The organism is Providencia sp. AGC89, from assembly GCF_053543535.1.
Genome location: NZ_JBIXLP010000019.1, coordinates 1 through 16,590 on the forward strand (window position 1 = coordinate 1; position 16,590 = coordinate 16,590).

At 44.8% G+C, this 16,590-nt stretch carries 34 protein-coding genes; 33 read left to right on the plus strand and 1 reads right to left on the minus strand.

All coding sequences use genetic code 11. The annotated features are described in order from the left end of the window. The 33 genes from ACIPUA_RS06050 to ACIPUA_RS06210 form a co-directional block, all read left to right on the plus strand. Positions 1–322, plus strand: a 322-nt coding sequence (locus tag ACIPUA_RS06050) for an EF-Tu C-terminal domain-related protein (RefSeq protein WP_449059430.1), incomplete at its 5' end; no start/stop codon positions are given. A gap of 212 nt (positions 323–534) precedes the next feature. Beyond that, complete coding sequence (gene bfd / locus ACIPUA_RS06055; protein WP_042847577.1) at positions 535–735, plus strand: bacterioferritin-associated ferredoxin; 201 nt, start codon at positions 535–537, stop codon at positions 733–735. A gap of 123 nt (positions 736–858) precedes the next feature. After that, positions 859–1,332: a bacterioferritin gene (gene bfr / locus ACIPUA_RS06060; protein ID WP_042847575.1), complete on the plus strand. Its 474-nt coding sequence runs from the start codon at positions 859–861 to the stop codon at positions 1,330–1,332. Positions 1,333–1,690: 358 nt separating this feature from the next. Then, positions 1,691–2,002 (plus strand): 30S ribosomal protein S10, encoded by a 312-nt coding sequence (gene rpsJ, locus ACIPUA_RS06065; RefSeq protein WP_001181005.1) that lies wholly within the window; start codon positions 1,691–1,693, stop codon positions 2,000–2,002. Between the two features lie 32 nt (positions 2,003–2,034). Further along, a complete protein-coding gene (rplC, locus tag ACIPUA_RS06070) occupies positions 2,035–2,664 on the plus strand; it encodes a 50S ribosomal protein L3 (protein ID WP_042847572.1) in 630 nt (209 codons plus the stop codon). Between the two features lie 16 nt (positions 2,665–2,680). Beyond that, on the plus strand, positions 2,681–3,286 hold the full coding sequence (gene rplD / locus ACIPUA_RS06075; RefSeq protein ID WP_042847571.1) for a 50S ribosomal protein L4: 606 nt from the start codon (positions 2,681–2,683) through the stop codon (positions 3,284–3,286). Next, the gene (gene rplW, locus ACIPUA_RS06080; RefSeq protein WP_042847569.1) at positions 3,283–3,585 is read left to right on the plus strand and encodes a 50S ribosomal protein L23; all 303 of its coding nucleotides are present in this window, start codon (positions 3,283–3,285) and stop codon (positions 3,583–3,585) included. The genes rplD and rplW overlap by 4 nt, the downstream gene beginning before the upstream one ends. Positions 3,586–3,604: 19 nt before the next feature. Then, entirely contained in the window at positions 3,605–4,429 is an 825-nt protein-coding gene (rplB, locus tag ACIPUA_RS06085; protein ID WP_006657016.1) for a 50S ribosomal protein L2, read from the plus strand. Positions 4,430–4,443: 14 nt separating this feature from the next. Further along, positions 4,444–4,722, plus strand: a complete 279-nt coding sequence (gene rpsS / locus ACIPUA_RS06090) for a 30S ribosomal protein S19 (protein WP_004265426.1) — start codon at positions 4,444–4,446, stop codon at positions 4,720–4,722. 15 nt (positions 4,723–4,737) lie between these two features. Then, entirely contained in the window at positions 4,738–5,070 is a 333-nt protein-coding gene (rplV, locus tag ACIPUA_RS06095; RefSeq protein ID WP_004265430.1) for a 50S ribosomal protein L22, read from the plus strand. Between the two features lie 17 nt (positions 5,071–5,087). Then, positions 5,088–5,789, plus strand: coding sequence for a 30S ribosomal protein S3 (gene rpsC / locus ACIPUA_RS06100; RefSeq protein ID WP_004907131.1), 702 nt, complete (start codon positions 5,088–5,090; stop codon positions 5,787–5,789). Between the two features lie 12 nt (positions 5,790–5,801). Further along, positions 5,802–6,212, plus strand: a complete 411-nt coding sequence (gene rplP / locus ACIPUA_RS06105; protein ID WP_004265436.1) for a 50S ribosomal protein L16 — start codon at positions 5,802–5,804, stop codon at positions 6,210–6,212. Next, positions 6,212–6,403 (plus strand): 50S ribosomal protein L29, encoded by a 192-nt coding sequence (rpmC, locus tag ACIPUA_RS06110; protein WP_004265442.1) that lies wholly within the window; start codon positions 6,212–6,214, stop codon positions 6,401–6,403. The genes rplP and rpmC overlap by 1 nt, the downstream gene beginning before the upstream one ends. After that, positions 6,403–6,657, plus strand: coding sequence for a 30S ribosomal protein S17 (gene rpsQ, locus ACIPUA_RS06115; protein ID WP_042847566.1), 255 nt, complete (start codon positions 6,403–6,405; stop codon positions 6,655–6,657). The genes rpmC and rpsQ overlap by 1 nt, the downstream gene beginning before the upstream one ends. A 176-nt stretch (positions 6,658–6,833) precedes the next feature. Continuing rightward, entirely contained in the window at positions 6,834–7,205 is a 372-nt protein-coding gene (gene rplN / locus ACIPUA_RS06120; protein ID WP_004265449.1) for a 50S ribosomal protein L14, read from the plus strand. A gap of 10 nt (positions 7,206–7,215) precedes the next feature. Beyond that, positions 7,216–7,530: a 50S ribosomal protein L24 gene (gene rplX / locus ACIPUA_RS06125; protein ID WP_042847564.1), complete on the plus strand. Its 315-nt coding sequence runs from the start codon at positions 7,216–7,218 to the stop codon at positions 7,528–7,530. Between the two features lie 15 nt (positions 7,531–7,545). Further along, entirely contained in the window at positions 7,546–8,085 is a 540-nt protein-coding gene (gene rplE, locus ACIPUA_RS06130; RefSeq protein ID WP_006816328.1) for a 50S ribosomal protein L5, read from the plus strand. Between the two features lie 12 nt (positions 8,086–8,097). After that, a complete protein-coding gene (gene rpsN / locus ACIPUA_RS06135) occupies positions 8,098–8,403 on the plus strand; it encodes a 30S ribosomal protein S14 (protein WP_004265458.1) in 306 nt (101 codons plus the stop codon). A gap of 29 nt (positions 8,404–8,432) precedes the next feature. Continuing rightward, complete coding sequence (gene rpsH, locus ACIPUA_RS06140) at positions 8,433–8,825, plus strand: 30S ribosomal protein S8 (protein WP_042847562.1); 393 nt, start codon at positions 8,433–8,435, stop codon at positions 8,823–8,825. Between the two features lie 14 nt (positions 8,826–8,839). Continuing rightward, entirely contained in the window at positions 8,840–9,373 is a 534-nt protein-coding gene (gene rplF, locus ACIPUA_RS06145) for a 50S ribosomal protein L6 (RefSeq protein ID WP_042847560.1), read from the plus strand. Positions 9,374–9,382: 9 nt separating this feature from the next. Next, the gene (gene rplR / locus ACIPUA_RS06150; RefSeq protein ID WP_042847557.1) at positions 9,383–9,736 is read left to right on the plus strand and encodes a 50S ribosomal protein L18; all 354 of its coding nucleotides are present in this window, start codon (positions 9,383–9,385) and stop codon (positions 9,734–9,736) included. A 14-nt stretch (positions 9,737–9,750) separates the two neighbouring features. Next, entirely contained in the window at positions 9,751–10,251 is a 501-nt protein-coding gene (rpsE, locus tag ACIPUA_RS06155; protein ID WP_004265471.1) for a 30S ribosomal protein S5, read from the plus strand. 6 nt (positions 10,252–10,257) lie between these two features. Then, positions 10,258–10,437: a 50S ribosomal protein L30 gene (gene rpmD / locus ACIPUA_RS06160; RefSeq protein ID WP_004265475.1), complete on the plus strand. Its 180-nt coding sequence runs from the start codon at positions 10,258–10,260 to the stop codon at positions 10,435–10,437. Positions 10,438–10,440: 3 nt separating this feature from the next. Then, complete coding sequence (rplO, locus tag ACIPUA_RS06165; RefSeq protein WP_004265478.1) at positions 10,441–10,875, plus strand: 50S ribosomal protein L15; 435 nt, start codon at positions 10,441–10,443, stop codon at positions 10,873–10,875. Between the two features lie 7 nt (positions 10,876–10,882). After that, complete coding sequence (gene secY / locus ACIPUA_RS06170; RefSeq protein WP_042847554.1) at positions 10,883–12,208, plus strand: preprotein translocase subunit SecY; 1,326 nt, start codon at positions 10,883–10,885, stop codon at positions 12,206–12,208. Positions 12,209–12,254: 46 nt separating this feature from the next. Next, positions 12,255–12,371 (plus strand): 50S ribosomal protein L36, encoded by a 117-nt coding sequence (gene rpmJ / locus ACIPUA_RS06175; RefSeq protein ID WP_071548716.1) that lies wholly within the window; start codon positions 12,255–12,257, stop codon positions 12,369–12,371. Positions 12,372–12,516: 145 nt separating this feature from the next. After that, complete coding sequence (gene rpsM / locus ACIPUA_RS06180; protein WP_004907144.1) at positions 12,517–12,873, plus strand: 30S ribosomal protein S13; 357 nt, start codon at positions 12,517–12,519, stop codon at positions 12,871–12,873. 16 nt (positions 12,874–12,889) lie between these two features. Continuing rightward, positions 12,890–13,279, plus strand: coding sequence for a 30S ribosomal protein S11 (rpsK, locus tag ACIPUA_RS06185; protein ID WP_002919257.1), 390 nt, complete (start codon positions 12,890–12,892; stop codon positions 13,277–13,279). A gap of 35 nt (positions 13,280–13,314) precedes the next feature. Then, entirely contained in the window at positions 13,315–13,935 is a 621-nt protein-coding gene (gene rpsD / locus ACIPUA_RS06190; RefSeq protein WP_004265487.1) for a 30S ribosomal protein S4, read from the plus strand. Positions 13,936–13,960: 25 nt separating this feature from the next. Next, positions 13,961–14,950 (plus strand): DNA-directed RNA polymerase subunit alpha, encoded by a 990-nt coding sequence (locus tag ACIPUA_RS06195; RefSeq protein ID WP_004265491.1) that lies wholly within the window; start codon positions 13,961–13,963, stop codon positions 14,948–14,950. 37 nt (positions 14,951–14,987) lie between these two features. Then, entirely contained in the window at positions 14,988–15,374 is a 387-nt protein-coding gene (gene rplQ, locus ACIPUA_RS06200; RefSeq protein WP_004907152.1) for a 50S ribosomal protein L17, read from the plus strand. 135 nt (positions 15,375–15,509) lie between these two features. Continuing rightward, complete coding sequence (zntR, locus tag ACIPUA_RS06205) at positions 15,510–15,926, plus strand: Zn(2+)-responsive transcriptional regulator (protein ID WP_042847794.1); 417 nt, start codon at positions 15,510–15,512, stop codon at positions 15,924–15,926. Between the two features lie 35 nt (positions 15,927–15,961). Next, positions 15,962–16,162, plus strand: a complete 201-nt coding sequence (locus tag ACIPUA_RS06210; protein WP_042847548.1) for an alternative ribosome-rescue factor A — start codon at positions 15,962–15,964, stop codon at positions 16,160–16,162. Here ACIPUA_RS06210 and mscL read toward each other — a convergent pair whose 3' ends face one another. Continuing rightward, a complete protein-coding gene (gene mscL, locus ACIPUA_RS06215) occupies positions 16,163–16,573 on the minus strand; it encodes a large-conductance mechanosensitive channel protein MscL (RefSeq protein ID WP_042847544.1) in 411 nt (136 codons plus the stop codon). It abuts the gene before it with no gap. Between the last annotated feature and the right edge of the window lie 17 nt (positions 16,574–16,590).

Genomic DNA, 16,590 nt, shown 5'->3' on the forward strand with positions numbered 1-16,590 from the left:
ACGTGGTCAAGTATTGGCTAAACCAGGTTCAATCAAGCCACATACTCAGTTCGAATCAGAAGTTTATATTCTGAGCAAAGATGAAGGTGGTCGTCATACTCCATTCTTCAAAGGTTACCGTCCACAGTTCTACTTCCGTACAACTGACGTAACAGGTACTATCGAACTGCCAGAAGGCGTAGAAATGGTAATGCCAGGTGATAACATCAACATGATCGTTACCCTGATCCACCCAATCGCGATGGACGACGGTTTACGTTTCGCAATCCGTGAAGGTGGCCGTACTGTAGGTGCGGGTGTTGTTGCAAAAATTATTGCATAATACCTAACCACTAAAGGTTTTAATGAAAAGGCACCGTTCAGGTGCCTTTTTAGTTTTAGCACTCGTTAGGCTGAAAGAAATGCCTAGTGACCCCACAAGTCAATTCTAAATACGGCACTAAAGTATATTGTGTAAATAATCAGCAATGATAATTGAAATACAAATCATTTTCATTTAAAATATTCGTATGTGATTTATACAGGTTAAGCATCATGTACGTATGCCTCTGTGAAGCAATTACTGATAAACAGATCAGAAATGTAGTAAGAAAATATCAGGTCACCTCCCTTAAAGGGTTACGCCAAATTTTACCTGTAGGCCTCGAATGCGGAAAATGTATTAGGCAGACGAAGGTAATCTTGCATGAAGAACAGGTTTTACTTGAAGAAATCTGCGCTGTCGAAGTTGCTTAGGTTGTAATCTAGTCACTCGTAAGAATTAAATTACTAACTTTTCATTTAAATCGTCGTATAAATATTACCCAGCTATCTATTTCAGTACTACACTTAAAATACTGGAAGCGATGGAGGGTACACATGAAAGGCGATAAAAAAATGATAGCCCATTTAAATAAATTATTGGGCAATGAACTAGTTGCGATTAACCAATATTTTTTACATGCCCGTATGTTCAAAAATTGGGGGCTAACTCGTCTCAATGAGATGGAATACCATGAATCAATTGATGAAATGAAACATGCCGATAAATACATCGAGCGTATTCTTTTCCTCGAAGGTATCCCTAATTTACAAGATCTTGGCAAGTTAAATATTGGTGAAGATGTTGAAGAGATGCTGAAATCAGACCTACAACTTGAGATAGACGGTGCAAAAAATCTAAAAGAAGCTATCAAATATGCGGACTCTGTTCATGATTACGTCAGTCGAGATTTAATGATTGAAATTTTAGCAGACGAAGAAAACCATATTGATTGGATTGAAACGCAACTTGAGTTGATCACTCGTATAGGACTACAGAACTACCTTCAAGCACAAATCAAAGAAGAGTAATGCTCAATAACATTGTTTAACTAAAAAATTATAGTTAATAAAAGCCCTCAATAATTGAGTTTTCAACATTGAGGGCTTTTTTAATACCAGCGCTCAGTGACCACCTTAAAAAAATTCGCACATATTTTCCCCGATTGCTTGCGTTTAGCGATAATTTACGTATAATGCGCGGGCTTACTGATGAGTAAGCCCTATATTTTAGGACTGAAATCTCAGTATTGAGTTAACGATTTGTTACTCATTTAGACAATACTCCCGATTTGGGAGTTACATCAAGAACGATTACACTCTCCCATCAATCGAAATGGGTACGAGGAGTAATCATTTTACGTTTATAAATAGTTGGAGCTCTGGTCTCATGCAGAACCAAAGAATCCGTATCCGCCTGAAAGCTTTTGATCATCGTTTAATCGATCAATCAACTGCGGAAATCGTAGAGACTGCTAAGCGCACTGGTGCGCAAGTACGTGGTCCTATCCCGCTGCCGACACGTAAAGAGCGTTTTACCGTTCTGATCTCTCCGCACGTTAACAAAGATGCGCGTGATCAGTACGAAATTCGCACTCACAAGCGTCTGGTTGACATCGTTGAGCCAACCGAAAAGACCGTTGATGCTCTGATGCGTCTGGACCTGGCTGCCGGCGTTGACGTGCAGATCAGCCTGGGTTAATCAGGTCGTCGAACGATTGAGAGGTTGAAACAATGATTGGTTTAGTCGGTAAGAAAGTGGGAATGACGCGTATCTTCACTGAAGATGGTGTTTCTATCCCTGTAACTGTTATCGAAATTGAAAATAACCGTGTTACTCAGGTTAAAACTGCAGAAACTGACGGTTATAATGCAATTCAGGTTACTACTGGTAGCAAAAAAGCTAACCGTGTAACTAAACCTGAAGCAGGTCATTTCGCTAAAGCTGGCGTTGAAGCTGGCCGTATTCTGCGTGAATTCCGTACTGAAGAAGGTACTGAGTTTGCAGCAGGTCAAAGCATTAGCGTTGAAATTTTCGCTGACGTTAAAAAAGTCGACGTTACTGGTACATCTAAAGGTAAAGGTTTTGCCGGCACAGTTAAGCGCTGGAATTTCCGTACTCAAGATGCTACTCACGGTAACTCCTTGTCTCACCGTGTTCCGGGTTCTATCGGTCAGAACCAGACTCCGGGCAAAGTGTTTAAAGGCAAGAAAATGGCAGGCCAACTAGGTAATGAACGTGTAACTGTTCAAAGCTTAGATGTAGTACGTGTTGACGCTGAGCGCAACCTGCTGCTGGTCAAAGGTGCTGTTCCAGGAGCAACTGGTAGCAACCTGATCGTAAAACCGGCTGTCAAGGCTTAACGTCGAGGAGATAGGAATGGAATTGGTAATGAAAGACGCGCAAAGCGCGCTGACTGTTTCCGAAACTACCTTCGGGCGTGATTTCAATGAAGCGCTTGTTCACCAAGTAGTTGTTGCATATGCAGCTGGTGCTCGTCAAGGTACTCGTGCTCAGAAAACTCGTGCTGAAGTTTCTGGTTCAGGTAAAAAACCATGGCGTCAAAAAGGCACTGGTCGTGCACGTGCTGGTTCAGTAAAGAGCCCGATTTGGCGCTCTGGTGGTGTTAGCTTTGCAGCTAAACCACAGGACCACAGTCAAAAAGTTAATAAGAAGATGTACCGTGGTGCTTTAAAAAGCATCCTGTCTGAATTGGTACGTCAAGATCGTCTGATCGTTGTCGAGAAGTTCTCTGTAGAAGCGCCTAAAACTAAGTTGCTGGCACAGAAACTGAAAGATATGGCTCTGGAAGATGTGCTGATCATCACTGCTGAATTAGATGAAAATCTGTTTTTAGCAGCGCGCAACCTGTACAAGGTTGACGTTCGTGATGCAGCTGGTATCGACCCAGTAAGCCTGATCGCCTTCGACAAAGTGGTTATGACTGCTGATGCTGTGAAGCAAGTTGAGGAGATGCTGGCATGATCCGTGAAGAACGTCTGCTAAAAGTACTGCGCGCGCCGCATGTATCTGAAAAAGCTTCTACAGCGATGGAAAAAAGCAATACCATCGTTCTCAAAGTTGCGAAAGACGCGACTAAAGCAGAAATCAAAGCTGCTGTACAGAAACTGTTTGAAGTCGAAGTTGAAGGTGTTAACACTTTGCTGGTTAAAGGCAAAACTAAACGCCACGGTCAGCGTTCCGGTCGCCGCAGTGACTGGAAAAAAGCTTACGTTACGCTGAAAGAAGGCCAGAATCTGGACTTCGTTAGCGGCGCAGAGTAAGTCGGAGGAGTAAAGAACAATGGCAGTTGTTAAATGTAAACCTACGTCTCCGGGCCGTCGCCACGTTGTTAAAGTGGTTAACCCTGAGCTGCATAAGGGAAAACCTTATGCTCCGCTGTTAGAAAAAAACAGCAAATCCGGTGGTCGTAACAACAATGGCCGTATCACTACCCGTCATATCGGTGGTGGCCATAAGCAGCATTATCGTTTAGTTGATTTTAAACGCAACAAAGATGGTATCCCTGCGGTTGTTGAGCGTTTGGAATATGATCCAAATCGTTCTGCGAACATTGCACTGGTACTATATAAAGACGGTGAACGTCGTTATATTCTTGCACCAAAAGGCCTGAAAGCTGGCGACCAGATTCAATCTGGTGTTGATTCAGCAATCAAAGCTGGTAACGCACTGCCTATGCGCAACATCCCTGTTGGTTCTACAGTTCATAATATCGAACTGAAACCAGGTAAAGGTGGACAGTTAGCGCGTTCAGCAGGTACTTACGCTCAAATCGTTGCTCGTGATGGTGCTTATGTCACCTTACGTCTGCGTTCTGGTGAAATGCGTAAAGTTTTAGCTGATTGCCGTGCAACCTTAGGTGAAGTTGGTAACGCTGAACATATGTTACGTGTTCTCGGTAAAGCTGGTGCTAGTCGCTGGCGTGGTATTCGTCCTACCGTTCGCGGTACTGCGATGAACCCAGTAGACCATCCACATGGTGGTGGTGAAGGCCGTAACTTTGGTAAACACCCTGTAACACCTTGGGGCGTTCAAACCAAAGGTAAGAAAACTCGTAGCAACAAGCGTACTGATCAATTCATCGTACGTCATCGTTCTAAAAAATAATTAGAGGATAAGCCATGCCACGTTCTCTCAAGAAAGGTCCTTTTATTGACCTGCACTTGCTGAAGAAGGTAGAGAAAGCGGTGGAAAGCGGAGACAAGAAGCCTCTCAAGACTTGGTCCCGTCGTTCAACGATCTTTCCTAATATGATCGGATTGACCATCGCTGTCCATAATGGTCGTCAGCATGTTCCAGTTTTCGTAACCGACGAAATGGTTGGTCACAAACTGGGTGAATTCGCACCGACTCGCACTTATCGCGGCCACGCGGCAGATAAGAAAGCTAAGAAACGTTAAGGATAGGAGGAAGAGATGGAAACTTTAGCTATGCATCGCCACGCTCGTTCTTCTGCCCAGAAGGTTCGCTTAGTTGCCGACCTGATTCGCGGTAAGAAAGTGTCGCAAGCTCTGGAAATTCTGACCTACACCAACAAGAAAGCTGCTGGTTTAGTGAAGAAAGTACTTGAATCTGCAATTGCTAACGCAGAGCAAAACGATGGCGCTGACATTGATGACCTGAAAGTTGCGAAAATATTCGTAGACGAAGGTCCAACTATGAAACGCATCATGCCGCGTGCGAAAGGCCGTGCAGATCGTATTCTTAAGCGCACCAGCCACATTACAGTGGTTGTGTCCGATCGCTGAGACTCTGGAGACTAGCAATGGGTCAGAAAGTACATCCTAATGGTATTCGCCTGGGTATTGTCAAACCTTGGAACTCTACTTGGTATGCGAATACCAATGAATTCGCTGACAACCTAGACAGCGATTTTAAAGTACGCCAGTACTTAAATAAAGAATTGGCAAAAGCGTCAATCTCTCGCATCGTTATCGAACGTCCTGCGAAAAGCATCCGTGTGACTATTCACACTGCTCGCCCAGGTATCGTTATCGGTAAGAAAGGTGAAGACGTTGAAAAACTGCGTAAAACAGTAGCGGATATCGCTGGTGTTCCTGCGCAAATCAATATCGCCGAAGTTCGTAAACCAGAACTGGACGCAAAATTAGTTGCTGACAGCATTTCTTCACAGCTGGAACGTCGTGTTATGTTCCGTCGTGCTATGAAGCGTGCAGTACAGAACGCAATGCGTCTGGGCGCTAAAGGTATTAAAGTTGAAGTCAGTGGCCGTTTAGGCGGTGCTGAAATCGCTCGTACCGAGTGGTATCGTGAAGGCCGTGTGCCACTGCACACATTACGTGCTGATATCGATTACAACACTTCAGAAGCGCACACCACTTACGGTGTTCTCGGCGTTAAGGTATGGATCTTCAAAGGTGAGATTCTGGGTGGTATGGCTGCTGTTGAACAAGCTGAGAAACCAGCTGCTCAACCTAAAAAGCAGCAGCGTAAAGGCCGCAAGTAAGGAGAGTCGCTGATGTTACAACCAAAGCGTACAAAATTCCGTAAGGTGCACAAAGGCCGCAACCGTGGTCTAGCGCAAGGTACGGATGTTAGCTTCGGCACTTTCGGTCTTAAAGCTGTTGGCCGTGGTCGTCTGACTGCACGTCAGATCGAAGCGGCACGTCGTGCTATGACCCGTGCTATTAAGCGTCAAGGTAAAATCTGGATCCGTGTGTTCCCAGACAAACCAATCACTGAGAAACCACTCGAAGTTCGTATGGGTAAAGGTAAAGGTAACGTAGAATATTGGGTTGCCTTAATCCAGCCTGGTAAAGTTTTATACGAAATGGACGGTGTGCCTGAAGAGCTGGCTCGTGAGGCATTCTCTCTGGCAGCAGCGAAACTGCCTATCAAAACCACCTTTGTAACTAAGACGGTGATGTAATGAAAGCACAAGAGCTGCGCGAAAAAAGCGTTGAAGAGCTGAATGCTGAACTTTTGAACTTGTTACGTGAACAATTTAATTTACGTATGCAGGCTGCAAGTGGTCAGCTACAACAGTCTCATCTGTTGAAACAAGTGCGTCGTGATATCGCACGTGTGAAGACTTTACTGACTGAGAAGGCAGGTGCGTAATGAGCGATAAAATCCGTACTCTGCAAGGTCGTGTAGTTAGCGATAAAATGGAGAAATCTATTGTTGTTGCTATCGAGCGTATGGTGAAACACCCTCTGTATGGTAAATTCATCCGTCGTACGACTAAATTGCACGTACATGACGAGAACAATGAATGTGGAATCGGTGACGTGGTAGAAATCCGCGAAACTCGTCCACTGTCTAAGACTAAGTCTTGGGCCTTAGTTCGCGTTGTAGAAAAAGCTGTTCTGTAATAGAATAGACTTTTCTGATGAATAAACGGCTCTTATTTGATTGAGCCGTTTATTTTTTTCTGTCCAACTCGATGATGTGGTGTTATAATGCCGCGCCCTCGTAGTATGGGTATATTTGAACGGCCTCTTCATAATGAGGTGGCTCAGTAGTAGTTGACATTTAGCGGAGCACTAAAATGATCCAAGAACAGACTATGCTGAACGTGGCCGACAACTCCGGTGCACGTCGCGTAATGTGTATCAAGGTTCTAGGTGGCTCGCACCGTCGCTATGCACATGTCGGCGACATCATTAAAATTACCGTTAAAGAAGCAATTCCACGCGGTAAAGTTAAAAAGGGTGATGTCCTGAAAGCGGTAGTGGTGCGCACCAAGAAGGGTGTACGTCGCCCTGACGGTTCTGTCATTCGCTTCGATGGTAATGCTTGTGTGTTATTAAATAACAACAGCGAGCAAGTAATCGGTACGCGTATTTTTGGGCCGGTAACTCGTGAACTTCGTAACGAGAAGTTTATGAAAATTATCTCTCTGGCACCTGAAGTACTCTAAGGAGCGAACTATGGCAGCGAAAATCCGTCGTGATGACGAAGTTATCGTGCTAACTGGGAAAGACAAAGGTAAGCGCGGTAAAGTAAAGCAGGTTATTTCTTCTGGTAAAGTTATCGTTGAAGGTATCAATCTGGTTAAAAAACATCAGAAGCCTGTACCGGCTCTGAACCAACCAGGTGGCATCGTTGAAAAAGAAGCGGCTATTCAAGTTTCTAACGTTGCAATCTTTAACGCGGCAACCGGTAAGGCTGACCGTGTAGGCTTTAGATTCGAAGACGGCAAAAAAGTCCGTTTCTTCAAATCTAACAGTGAAACTATCAAGTAATTTTTGGAGTATACGATGGCGAAACTGCATGATTACTATAAAGACGAAGTAGTTAATAAACTCATGACTGAGTTTAACTACACTTCTGTCATGCAAGTCCCTCGGGTCGAGAAGATCACCCTGAATATGGGTGTTGGTGAAGCGATTGCTGATAAAAAACTGCTGGATAACGCAGCAGCTGATTTAACAGCGATCTCAGGTCAAAAACCTTTGATCACCAAAGCACGCAAATCTGTTGCAGGCTTCAAAATCCGTCAGGGCTATCCAATCGGCTGTAAAGTAACCCTGCGTGGCGAACGCATGTGGGAGTTCCTTGAGCGTCTGATTTCTATTGCTGTACCACGTATTCGTGACTTCCGTGGCTTGCCCGCTAAGTCTTTCGATGGTCGCGGTAACTACAGCATGGGTGTTCGTGAACAAATCATCTTCCCTGAAATCGATTACGATAAAGTGGATCGCGTACGTGGTTTAGATATTACTATTACCACTACTGCGAAATCAGATGACGAAGGTCGCGCACTGTTAGCAGCGTTCAACTTCCCGTTCCGCAAGTAAGGCAGGGTACTCATGGCTAAGAAATCTATGAAAGCGCGTGATGTTAAACGTGCTAAATTAGCTGAGAAGTTCTTCGCAAAACGCGTAGAATTGAAAGCTATCATCTCTGATGTTAAAGCATCCGATGAAGATCGCTGGGACGCTGTTCTCAAGCTGCAAACACTGCCACGTGATTCAAGTCCTTCTCGTCAGCGTAACCGCTGCCGTCAAACAGGGCGTCCGCATGGTTTCCTGCGGAAGTTTGGTCTGAGCCGTATTAAAGTCCGTGAAGCCGCAATGCGCGGTGAAATCCCGGGCCTTAAAAAGGCAAGTTGGTAATTCCATTTGAATCACGGGAGTAAAGACAGATGAGCATGCAAGATCCCATCGCGGATATGCTGACCCGTATCCGTAACGGTCAGGCCGCGAACAAAGTTGCGGTCACCATGCCTTCCTCCAAGCTGAAAGTGGCAATTGCCAAAGTGCTGAAGGAAGAAGGTTATATCGAAGATTTTAAAATTGAAGGCGACATCAAGCCAGAATTGGAACTGACTTTACGTTATTTCCAAGGTAAGGCTGTCGTAGAAAGCATTCAGCGTGTAAGCCGCCCAAGCCTGCGCATCTATAAGAAAAAAGATGAGCTACCACAAGTTATGGCTGGGTTAGGTATCGCTGTTATTTCTACCTCTAAAGGTGTCATGACTGATCGTGCAGCTCGCCAAGCTGGTCTTGGTGGCGAGATTCTCTGCTACGTAGCTTAATTCGGGAGGAAAGAATGTCTCGTGTGGCAAAAGCACCCGTCGTCATTCCTGCCGGCGTAGAGGTAAAACTCAACGGTCAGGTTATTTCGATTAAGGGTAAAAACGGCGAGCTTAGTCGTACTATCCATAATGCAGTTGAAGTTAAAAACGAAGACAATCAGCTGACTTTCGCACCACGCGAAGGTTTCGCGGATGCATGGGCACAAGCGGGTACTACTCGTTCACTGTGTAATGCAATGGTTGTTGGTGTTACCGATGGCTTCACTAAAAAGCTTCAACTGGTCGGTGTTGGTTACCGTGCAGCAATCAAAGGCAATGCTGTAAGCTTGTCTTTAGGTTTCTCGCATCCGGTTGAACACGCACTGCCAGCAGGCATTACTGCTGAATGTCCAACACAAACTGAAATCGTACTGAAAGGTGCGGATAAGCAAGTGATTGGCCAAGTTGCAGCAGAACTGCGTGCTTACCGTCGTCCTGAACCTTATAAAGGTAAAGGTGTTCGTTACGCCGATGAAATCGTGCGTACCAAAGAGGCTAAGAAGAAGTAAGGTAACACTATGGATAAGAAAGCAGCTCGTATCCGTCGTGCGACCCGCGCACGCCGTAAGATCCAAGAGTTGGGTGCGACTCGCCTGGTGGTACATCGTACTCCACGCCATATTTATGCGCAGGTTATCGCACCGAACGGTTCTGAAACATTGGTTGCAGCTTCTACTACAGAAAAAGCTATCAATGAACAAGTTAAGTTTACTGGAAACAAAGACGCAGCAGCAATTGTTGGTAAATTAGTTGCAGAACGCGCACTGGAAAAAGGCATCAAAGTTGTTGCTTTTGACCGTTCTGGTTTCCAATATCATGGTAGAGTCCAGGCACTGGCAGATGCTGCCCGTGAAGCTGGCCTTCAGTTCTAAGGTAGAGGTGTAAGATGGCTCACATCGAGAAACAAGCTGGCGAACTGCAGGAAAAGCTGATCGCGGTAAACCGCGTAGCAAAAACCGTTAAAGGTGGCCGTATTTTCAGCTTTACCGCACTAACTGTAGTTGGTGATGGTAACGGTCGCGTTGGTTTTGGCTACGGCAAAGCGCGCGAAGTTCCGGCAGCAATCCAGAAAGCGATGGAAAAAGCCCGTCGCAGTATGAAAACCGTTGCTCTAAACAACGGCACATTGTTCCACCCTGTGAAAGGTACACACACTGGTTCTCGTGTGTTTATGCAACCTGCTCACGAAGGTACCGGTATCATTGCCGGCGGTGCAATGCGTGCTGTTTTAGAAGTAGCTGGAGTTCGCAACGTACTGGCTAAAACCTACGGTTCCACAAACCCAATCAACGTGGTTCGTGCAACACTGGATGCTTTAGACAGCATGAAGTCTCCAGAAATGGTCGCAGCTAAGCGTGGAAAATCCGTCGAAGAAATTCTGGGGTAATCGGCCATGGCTAAGACTATTAAAATTACACAAGTTCGCAGTTCAATCGGTCGTCTGCCTAAGCATAAGGCAACACTGGTCGGTTTAGGTCTGCGTCGCATTGGTCATACAGTAGAGCGCGAGGATACTCCTGCTGTACGTGGTATGGTCAACTTGGTTTCCTACATGGTTAAAGTTGAGGAGTAAGAGATGCGTTTAAATACTCTGTCTCCGGCTGAAGGTGCCAAGCACGCGCCTAAACGCGTAGGTCGTGGTATCGGTTCTGGTCTGGGTAAAACCGGCGGCCGTGGTCACAAAGGTCAGAAATCTCGTTCTGGCGGTGGCGTACGTCGTGGTTTCGAAGGCGGCCAGATGCCTTTATATCGTCGTCTGCCGAAATTCGGCTTCACTTCACGTAAAGCAATGATCACTGCAGAGATTCGTCTGTCTGATTTTGCTGCTGTTGAAGGCGATGTTATTGATCTGAACGCACTGAAAGCCGCGAACGTTGTTGGCATCCAGATTGAATATGCGAAAGTTATTCTGTCTGGCGAAGTGAACCGTGCAGTTACTGTACGTGGCCTTCGTGTTACTAAAGGTGCTCGCGCTGCAATCGAAGCTGCCGGCGGTAAAATTGAGGAATAAGTGACAGATGGCTAAACAACCAGGATTAGATTTTCAAAGTGCCAAGGGTGGAACTGGCGAACTTAAACGCAGACTTTTGTTTGTAATTGGTGCGCTAATTGTATTCCGAATTGGTTCTTTTATTCCAATCCCTGGTATTGATGCCACTGTGCTTGCCAAATTGCTCGAACAGCAACAAGGCACCATCATTGAAATGTTTAACATGTTCTCTGGTGGTGCTCTTAGCCGTGCTTCTATCTTTGCTTTGGGGATCATGCCGTATATCTCGGCGTCGATCATCATCCAATTATTATCTGTGGTTAATCCACGATTAGCAGAGATTAAGAAGGAAGGAGAAGCAGGTCGTCGGAAGATAAGCCAATATACTCGTTGGGGTACTCTGGTATTAGCAATATTCCAATCTATTGGTATTGCAATGGGTCTACCGAATATGCCAGGGATGCAAGGATTGGTTATTGATCCGGGTCTTCCATTCTACTTTACGGCTGTTGTTAGCTTAGTCACAGGGACAATGTTCTTAATGTGGTTAGGTGAACAGATAACTGAAAGAGGTATTGGTAACGGTATCTCTATCATTATCTTCGCTGGTATTGTTGCGGGGTTACCGCCGGCTATTGGCCATACCATCGAGCAAGCTCGGCAAGGCGACCTGCACTTCCTCCTGTTGCTGTTGGTTGCAGTATTAGTATTCGCGGTTACTTTCTTTGTTGTGTTTATGGAACGTGGTCAACGTCGTATTGTCGTTAATTACGCTAAACGTCAGCAGGGGCGCCGTGTTTATGCAGCACAAAGTACACATTTACCGTTAAAAGTGAATATGGCGGGTGTAATTCCTGCAATTTTTGCTTCCAGTATCATACTATTCCCGGGTACAATAGCTTCTTGGTTTGGTGATGGAACTGGCTGGGACTGGCTGACGACTATTTCTATGTATTTGCAGCCTGGTCAACCGTTATATGTGTTGCTTTATGCATCTGCGATCATCTTCTTCTGTTTCTTCTATACGGCGTTGGTTTTCAACCCAAGAGAAACAGCAGATAACCTGAAGAAGTCCGGTGCATTTGTACCAGGAATTCGTCCGGGAGAGCAAACGGCCAAGTACATTGATAAGGTAATGACTCGCTTGACATTAGTTGGCGCATTATATATTACCTTCATCTGCCTAATCCCGGAGTTCATGCGTGACGCAATGAAAGTACCTTTTTACTTTGGTGGTACTTCCCTCTTAATCGTGGTTGTTGTTATCATGGACTTTATGGCTCAAGTGCAAACTCTGATGATGTCAAGTCAGTATGAGTCTGCATTGAAGAAAGCAAACCTGAAAGGTAAATAATCACTCTGTGTGATTATGGTTTGCTTAGAAGTTACGGAGAGTAAAAATGAAAGTTCGTGCTTCCGTCAAGAAATTATGCCGTAACTGCAAAGTTATCCGTCGCAATGGTAGCGTTCGTGTAATTTGCAGTGTTGAGCCAAGACATAAACAACGTCAAGGCTAAGAAAAAGCATTTTTTTCTTGCAAAGTTGGGTTGAGCTGGCTAAATTAGCCAGCCAATCTTTTTTATCTAAGATACATTATTGTTTGAGTATCCTGAAAACGGGCTTTTCAGCACAGTAATGTATATTTTAACTTAGGAGTGCATAGTGGCCCGTATAGCAGGCATTAACATTCCTGATCATAAACATACCGTAATCGCTTTAACATCGATTTTCGGAATCGGCAAAACACGTTCACAGGCTATCTGTGAAGCAACTGGTATTGCTGAAAATGTTAAGATCAGTGAACTGTCTGAAGAACAAATCGACAAGCTGCGTGACGAAGTTGCCAAGTATGTTGTAGAAGGTGACCTACGTCGTGAAATTACCCTGAGCATCAAGCGTCTAATGGACCTTGGTTGTTACCGTGGTTTACGTCATCGTCGTGGTCTTCCTGTGCGCGGACAGCGTACTAAGACTAACGCTCGTACCCGCAAGGGTCCGCGTAAGCCGATCAAGAAATAAGTCGGGGTACTGAATAATGGCAAAGGCACCAATTCGTGCACGTAAGCGTGTAAGAAAACAAGTCTCAGACGGTGTGGCTCATATCCATGCTTCTTTCAACAACACAATCGTTACTATTACTGATCGTCAAGGTAACGCATTAGGTTGGGCAACTGCCGGTGGTTCCGGTTTCCGTGGTTCTCGCAAATCCACTCCGTTTGCAGCTCAGGTTGCAGCAGAGCGTTGCGCAGAAGCTGTGAAAGAATACGGAATTAAAAACTTGGAAGTTATGGTTAAGGGACCGGGTCCGGGTCGCGAATCAACAATTCGTGCTCTGAACGCCGCAGGTTTTCGCATCACTAATATTACTGATGTGACTCCTATCCCTCATAACGGTTGTCGCCCACCGAAAAAACGTCGCGTTTAATACGTATCGTTTTTTAGGACTGTTGGAGAAAGAAAATGGCTAGATATTTGGGTCCTAAGCTCAAGCTGAGCCGTCGCGAAGGAACAGACCTCTTTCTGAAGTCTGGTGTTCGCGCGATTGACACCAAGTGTAAATTAGAACAGGCACCAGGCCAGCACGGAGCGCGTAAACCGCGTCTGTCTGACTATGGTGTTCAGTTACGTGAAAAACAAAAAGTTCGTCGTATCTACGGTGTTCTGGAGCGTCAATTCCGTAACTATTATAAAGAAGCAACACGTCTGAAAGGCAACACAGGTGAAAACCTGCTGACTTTGCTGGAAGGCCGTCTTGATAACGTAGTTTACCGTATGGGCTTTGGCGCAACTCGCGCAGAAGCACGTCAAATGGTTAGCCATAAGGCTATCATGGTAAATGGTCGCGTAGTTAATATCGCTTCTTATCAGGTTTCCCCGAATGACGTTATCAGCGTTCGTGAGAAAGCTAAAAAACAGTCTCGTATTAAGGCTGCTTTAGAGCTGGCTGAACAGCGTGAGAAGCCAACTTGGCTGGAAGTTGATGCTGCTAAAATGGAAGGTGTGTTCAAACGTATTCCTGAACGTACTGACTTGTCTGCGGACATTAACGAACACCTGATCGTCGAGCTTTACTCCAAGTAAAGCTTAGCACCAAAGAGAGGACACAATGCAGGGTTCTGTGACAGAGTTTCTAAAACCGCGCCTGGTAGATATCGAGCAAGTGAGTTCGACGCACGCTAAGGTGACCCTTGAGCCTTTAGAGCGTGGCTTTGGCCATACTCTTGGTAACGCACTGCGCCGTATTCTGCTTTCGTCTATGCCGGGTTGTGCGGTGACAGAGGTTGAGATTGATGGTGTACTGCATGAGTACAGCACCAAAGAAGGTGTACAGGAAGATATCCTGGAGATTCTCCTCAACCTGAAAGGGCTGGCGGTAAAAGTTCAGGGGAAAGATGAAGTTATTTTAACCTTGAATAAATCTGGCATTGGCCCTGTGACTGCAGCCGACATCATCCATGATGGTGATGTCGAAATCGTCAAGCCACAGCACATCATCTGCCACCTGACTGACGAAAGCGCATCTATTAATATGCGAATTAAAGTACAGCGTGGTCGTGGTTATGTGCCGGCTTCTGCCCGAGTTCATTCGGAAGAAGATGAGCGCCCAATCGGTCGTTTGTTAGTCGATGCTTGCTACAGCCCAGTAGAGCGTATTGCCTATAATGTTGAAGCAGCTCGTGTTGAGCAACGTACGGACTTGGATAAGTTAGTTATTGAAATGGAAACTAACGGTACAATCGATCCTGAAGAGGCGATTCGCCGTGCAGCGACCATTCTAGCTGAACAACTTGAAGCATTCGTTGATTTACGTGATGTACGTCAACCGGAAGTTAAAGAAGAGAAGCCAGAATTCGATCCTATCTTACTGCGCCCAGTTGACGATCTGGAATTGACTGTCCGCTCTGCTAACTGCCTCAAAGCAGAAGCTATCCACTACATCGGTGATCTGGTACAGCGTACAGAAGTTGAGTTGCTTAAAACGCCTAACCTCGGTAAGAAATCTCTTACTGAAATTAAGGACGTCTTGGCATCTCGTGGTCTTTCTCTGGGCATGCGCTTAGAAAATTGGCCACCAGCAAGTATTGCTGATGATTAAGATCACAGGTTAAGGTTTTACTGAGAAGGATAAGGTCATGCGCCATCGTAAGAGTGGTCGTCAATTGAACCGCAACAGCAGCCACCGCCAAGCTATGTTCCGTAACATGGCTGGTTCTTTAGTTCGTCATGAGATCATCAAGACGACTCTGCCTAAAGCGAAAGAACTGCGTCGCGTCGTTGAGCCGCTGATTACTCTTGCCAAGACCGACAGCGTAGCTAATCGTCGTCTGGCATTCGCACGTACTCGTGATAACGAGATCGTTGCAAAATTATTTAATGAACTGGGACCTCGTTTCGCAGCTCGTGCAGGTGGTTACACTCGTATTCTTAAGTGTGGCTACCGCACAGGTGACAATGCTCCGATGGCTTACATCGAGCTTGTTGACCGTGCTGTTGAGTCTCAAGAAGCAGCAGCAGAGTAATCTGTCGTCGCTTTCAAGAAAACCGGGTATATTGCCCGGTTTTTTTGTACCTGCTATTCTTACTTTTCCAAAGCAGATTTTGTGCTCTTGAATTTTTTGTTGTTAACCATTATTTATAGGTAAGCGTTCATGAGTATGTATAAGATTGGCGAAATAGCTAAATTAGCTGATGTCACTCCAGACACCATCCGTTTTTATGAGAAACAAGGTTTGATGGGACATAAAATAAGAACTGAAGGTGGCTATCGACTATTTACAGAACAGGATTTGCAGCGATTACGCTTTATTCGCTATGCAAAACAGTTAGGGTTTACTTTGGATGCTATTGCAGAGTTACTTTCAATAAGAGTTGATCCGGAACATCATACATGCCAAGAATCCAAGCAAATTGTTGATGTTAGGTTACTAGAAGTTGAAAAAAAAATACAAGAGCTTATTATTATGCGCGATTCACTGAAGATGCTTAGCTCAGCATGTTGTGGTGAGGAACATGCAACAACCTATTGTTCAATTATGGAGATTTTAGAAAAAGGTGCTTCTAAAGTTTATTAAGGATATAAAACCCACTAATTATATGAAGGTATATCATGAGTAAATATCAACATAAGCGTGGTGAGATTAAAGATAATGCAATTGTAGCATTACTTCATGACCCATTATTTCGTCAAAGAGTTGAGAAAAATAAAAAAGGTAAAGGAAGTTATACAAGAAAAGGGAAAAATAATAAGGCAGGTAACTGGGAGGCCAGTGGTAATAGGTTTATTTACTTATTACCACTGGCCTTTTAGTTATTTTTTATTCTGTTCTTTTAATAAATCACGAATTTCTGATAATAAGACTTCTTCAGTTGATGGTGGTGCAGGCTCAGCTGGAGCAGCTTCTTTTGCACGGCGAACTTTATTCATTGCTTTAATTGCCATAAAAATAGCAAAGGCGACAATAATAAAGTCAAATACAGTTTGTAAAAACATCCCATAATTAAGTACTACGGCTGGTAAGTCACCTTGCGCTTCTTTTAGAACAATACTAAATGATTTGAAATCAACACCTCCGATGATTAAACCTAGTGGAGGCATGATGACATCAGCAACTAGAGAAGATACAATTTTACCGAAAGCAGCACCAATAATAATACCGACAGCCATATCTACTACATTGCCTTTCATGGCAAATTCACGGAAATCTTTTAAAAAGCTCATTCGACGACCCCTTAATA

Excerpts from the sequence above, each read along its gene's own strand:
- rpsC (WP_004907131.1), top strand. The coding sequence starts at position 5,088 with ATGGGTCAGAAAGTACATCCTAATGGTATTCGCCTGGGTATTGTCAAA.
- rplB (WP_006657016.1), top strand. The coding sequence starts at position 3,605 with ATGGCAGTTGTTAAATGTAAACCTACGTCTCCGGGCCGTCGCCACGTT.
- mscL (WP_042847544.1), bottom strand. The coding sequence starts at position 16,573 with ATGAGCTTTTTAAAAGATTTCCGTGAATTTGCCATGAAAGGCAATGTA.
- ACIPUA_RS06195 (WP_004265491.1), top strand. The coding sequence starts at position 13,961 with ATGCAGGGTTCTGTGACAGAGTTTCTAAAACCGCGCCTGGTAGATATC.
- rpsD (WP_004265487.1), top strand. The coding sequence starts at position 13,315 with ATGGCTAGATATTTGGGTCCTAAGCTCAAGCTGAGCCGTCGCGAAGGA.
- rplE (WP_006816328.1), top strand. The coding sequence starts at position 7,546 with ATGGCGAAACTGCATGATTACTATAAAGACGAAGTAGTTAATAAACTC.
- rplV (WP_004265430.1), top strand. The coding sequence starts at position 4,738 with ATGGAAACTTTAGCTATGCATCGCCACGCTCGTTCTTCTGCCCAGAAG.
- rpmD (WP_004265475.1), top strand. The coding sequence starts at position 10,258 with ATGGCTAAGACTATTAAAATTACACAAGTTCGCAGTTCAATCGGTCGT.
- rpmC (WP_004265442.1), top strand. The coding sequence starts at position 6,212 with ATGAAAGCACAAGAGCTGCGCGAAAAAAGCGTTGAAGAGCTGAATGCT.
- rplC (WP_042847572.1), top strand. The coding sequence starts at position 2,035 with ATGATTGGTTTAGTCGGTAAGAAAGTGGGAATGACGCGTATCTTCACT.
- rpsQ (WP_042847566.1), top strand. The coding sequence starts at position 6,403 with ATGAGCGATAAAATCCGTACTCTGCAAGGTCGTGTAGTTAGCGATAAA.
- rpsS (WP_004265426.1), top strand. The coding sequence starts at position 4,444 with ATGCCACGTTCTCTCAAGAAAGGTCCTTTTATTGACCTGCACTTGCTG.
- rpmJ (WP_071548716.1), top strand. The coding sequence starts at position 12,255 with ATGAAAGTTCGTGCTTCCGTCAAGAAATTATGCCGTAACTGCAAAGTT.
- rplQ (WP_004907152.1), top strand. The coding sequence starts at position 14,988 with ATGCGCCATCGTAAGAGTGGTCGTCAATTGAACCGCAACAGCAGCCAC.
- rplP (WP_004265436.1), top strand. The coding sequence starts at position 5,802 with ATGTTACAACCAAAGCGTACAAAATTCCGTAAGGTGCACAAAGGCCGC.
- bfd (WP_042847577.1), top strand. The coding sequence starts at position 535 with ATGTACGTATGCCTCTGTGAAGCAATTACTGATAAACAGATCAGAAAT.
- rpsH (WP_042847562.1), top strand. The coding sequence starts at position 8,433 with ATGAGCATGCAAGATCCCATCGCGGATATGCTGACCCGTATCCGTAAC.
- zntR (WP_042847794.1), top strand. The coding sequence starts at position 15,510 with ATGTATAAGATTGGCGAAATAGCTAAATTAGCTGATGTCACTCCAGAC.
- ACIPUA_RS06210 (WP_042847548.1), top strand. The coding sequence starts at position 15,962 with ATGAGTAAATATCAACATAAGCGTGGTGAGATTAAAGATAATGCAATT.
- rpsE (WP_004265471.1), top strand. The coding sequence starts at position 9,751 with ATGGCTCACATCGAGAAACAAGCTGGCGAACTGCAGGAAAAGCTGATC.
- rplR (WP_042847557.1), top strand. The coding sequence starts at position 9,383 with ATGGATAAGAAAGCAGCTCGTATCCGTCGTGCGACCCGCGCACGCCGT.
- rplW (WP_042847569.1), top strand. The coding sequence starts at position 3,283 with ATGATCCGTGAAGAACGTCTGCTAAAAGTACTGCGCGCGCCGCATGTA.
- rpsN (WP_004265458.1), top strand. The coding sequence starts at position 8,098 with ATGGCTAAGAAATCTATGAAAGCGCGTGATGTTAAACGTGCTAAATTA.
- rplN (WP_004265449.1), top strand. The coding sequence starts at position 6,834 with ATGATCCAAGAACAGACTATGCTGAACGTGGCCGACAACTCCGGTGCA.
- secY (WP_042847554.1), top strand. The coding sequence starts at position 10,883 with ATGGCTAAACAACCAGGATTAGATTTTCAAAGTGCCAAGGGTGGAACT.
- rplD (WP_042847571.1), top strand. The coding sequence starts at position 2,681 with ATGGAATTGGTAATGAAAGACGCGCAAAGCGCGCTGACTGTTTCCGAA.
- rplO (WP_004265478.1), top strand. The coding sequence starts at position 10,441 with ATGCGTTTAAATACTCTGTCTCCGGCTGAAGGTGCCAAGCACGCGCCT.
- rplX (WP_042847564.1), top strand. The coding sequence starts at position 7,216 with ATGGCAGCGAAAATCCGTCGTGATGACGAAGTTATCGTGCTAACTGGG.
- rpsK (WP_002919257.1), top strand. The coding sequence starts at position 12,890 with ATGGCAAAGGCACCAATTCGTGCACGTAAGCGTGTAAGAAAACAAGTC.
- rplF (WP_042847560.1), top strand. The coding sequence starts at position 8,840 with ATGTCTCGTGTGGCAAAAGCACCCGTCGTCATTCCTGCCGGCGTAGAG.
- bfr (WP_042847575.1), top strand. The coding sequence starts at position 859 with ATGAAAGGCGATAAAAAAATGATAGCCCATTTAAATAAATTATTGGGC.
- rpsJ (WP_001181005.1), top strand. The coding sequence starts at position 1,691 with ATGCAGAACCAAAGAATCCGTATCCGCCTGAAAGCTTTTGATCATCGT.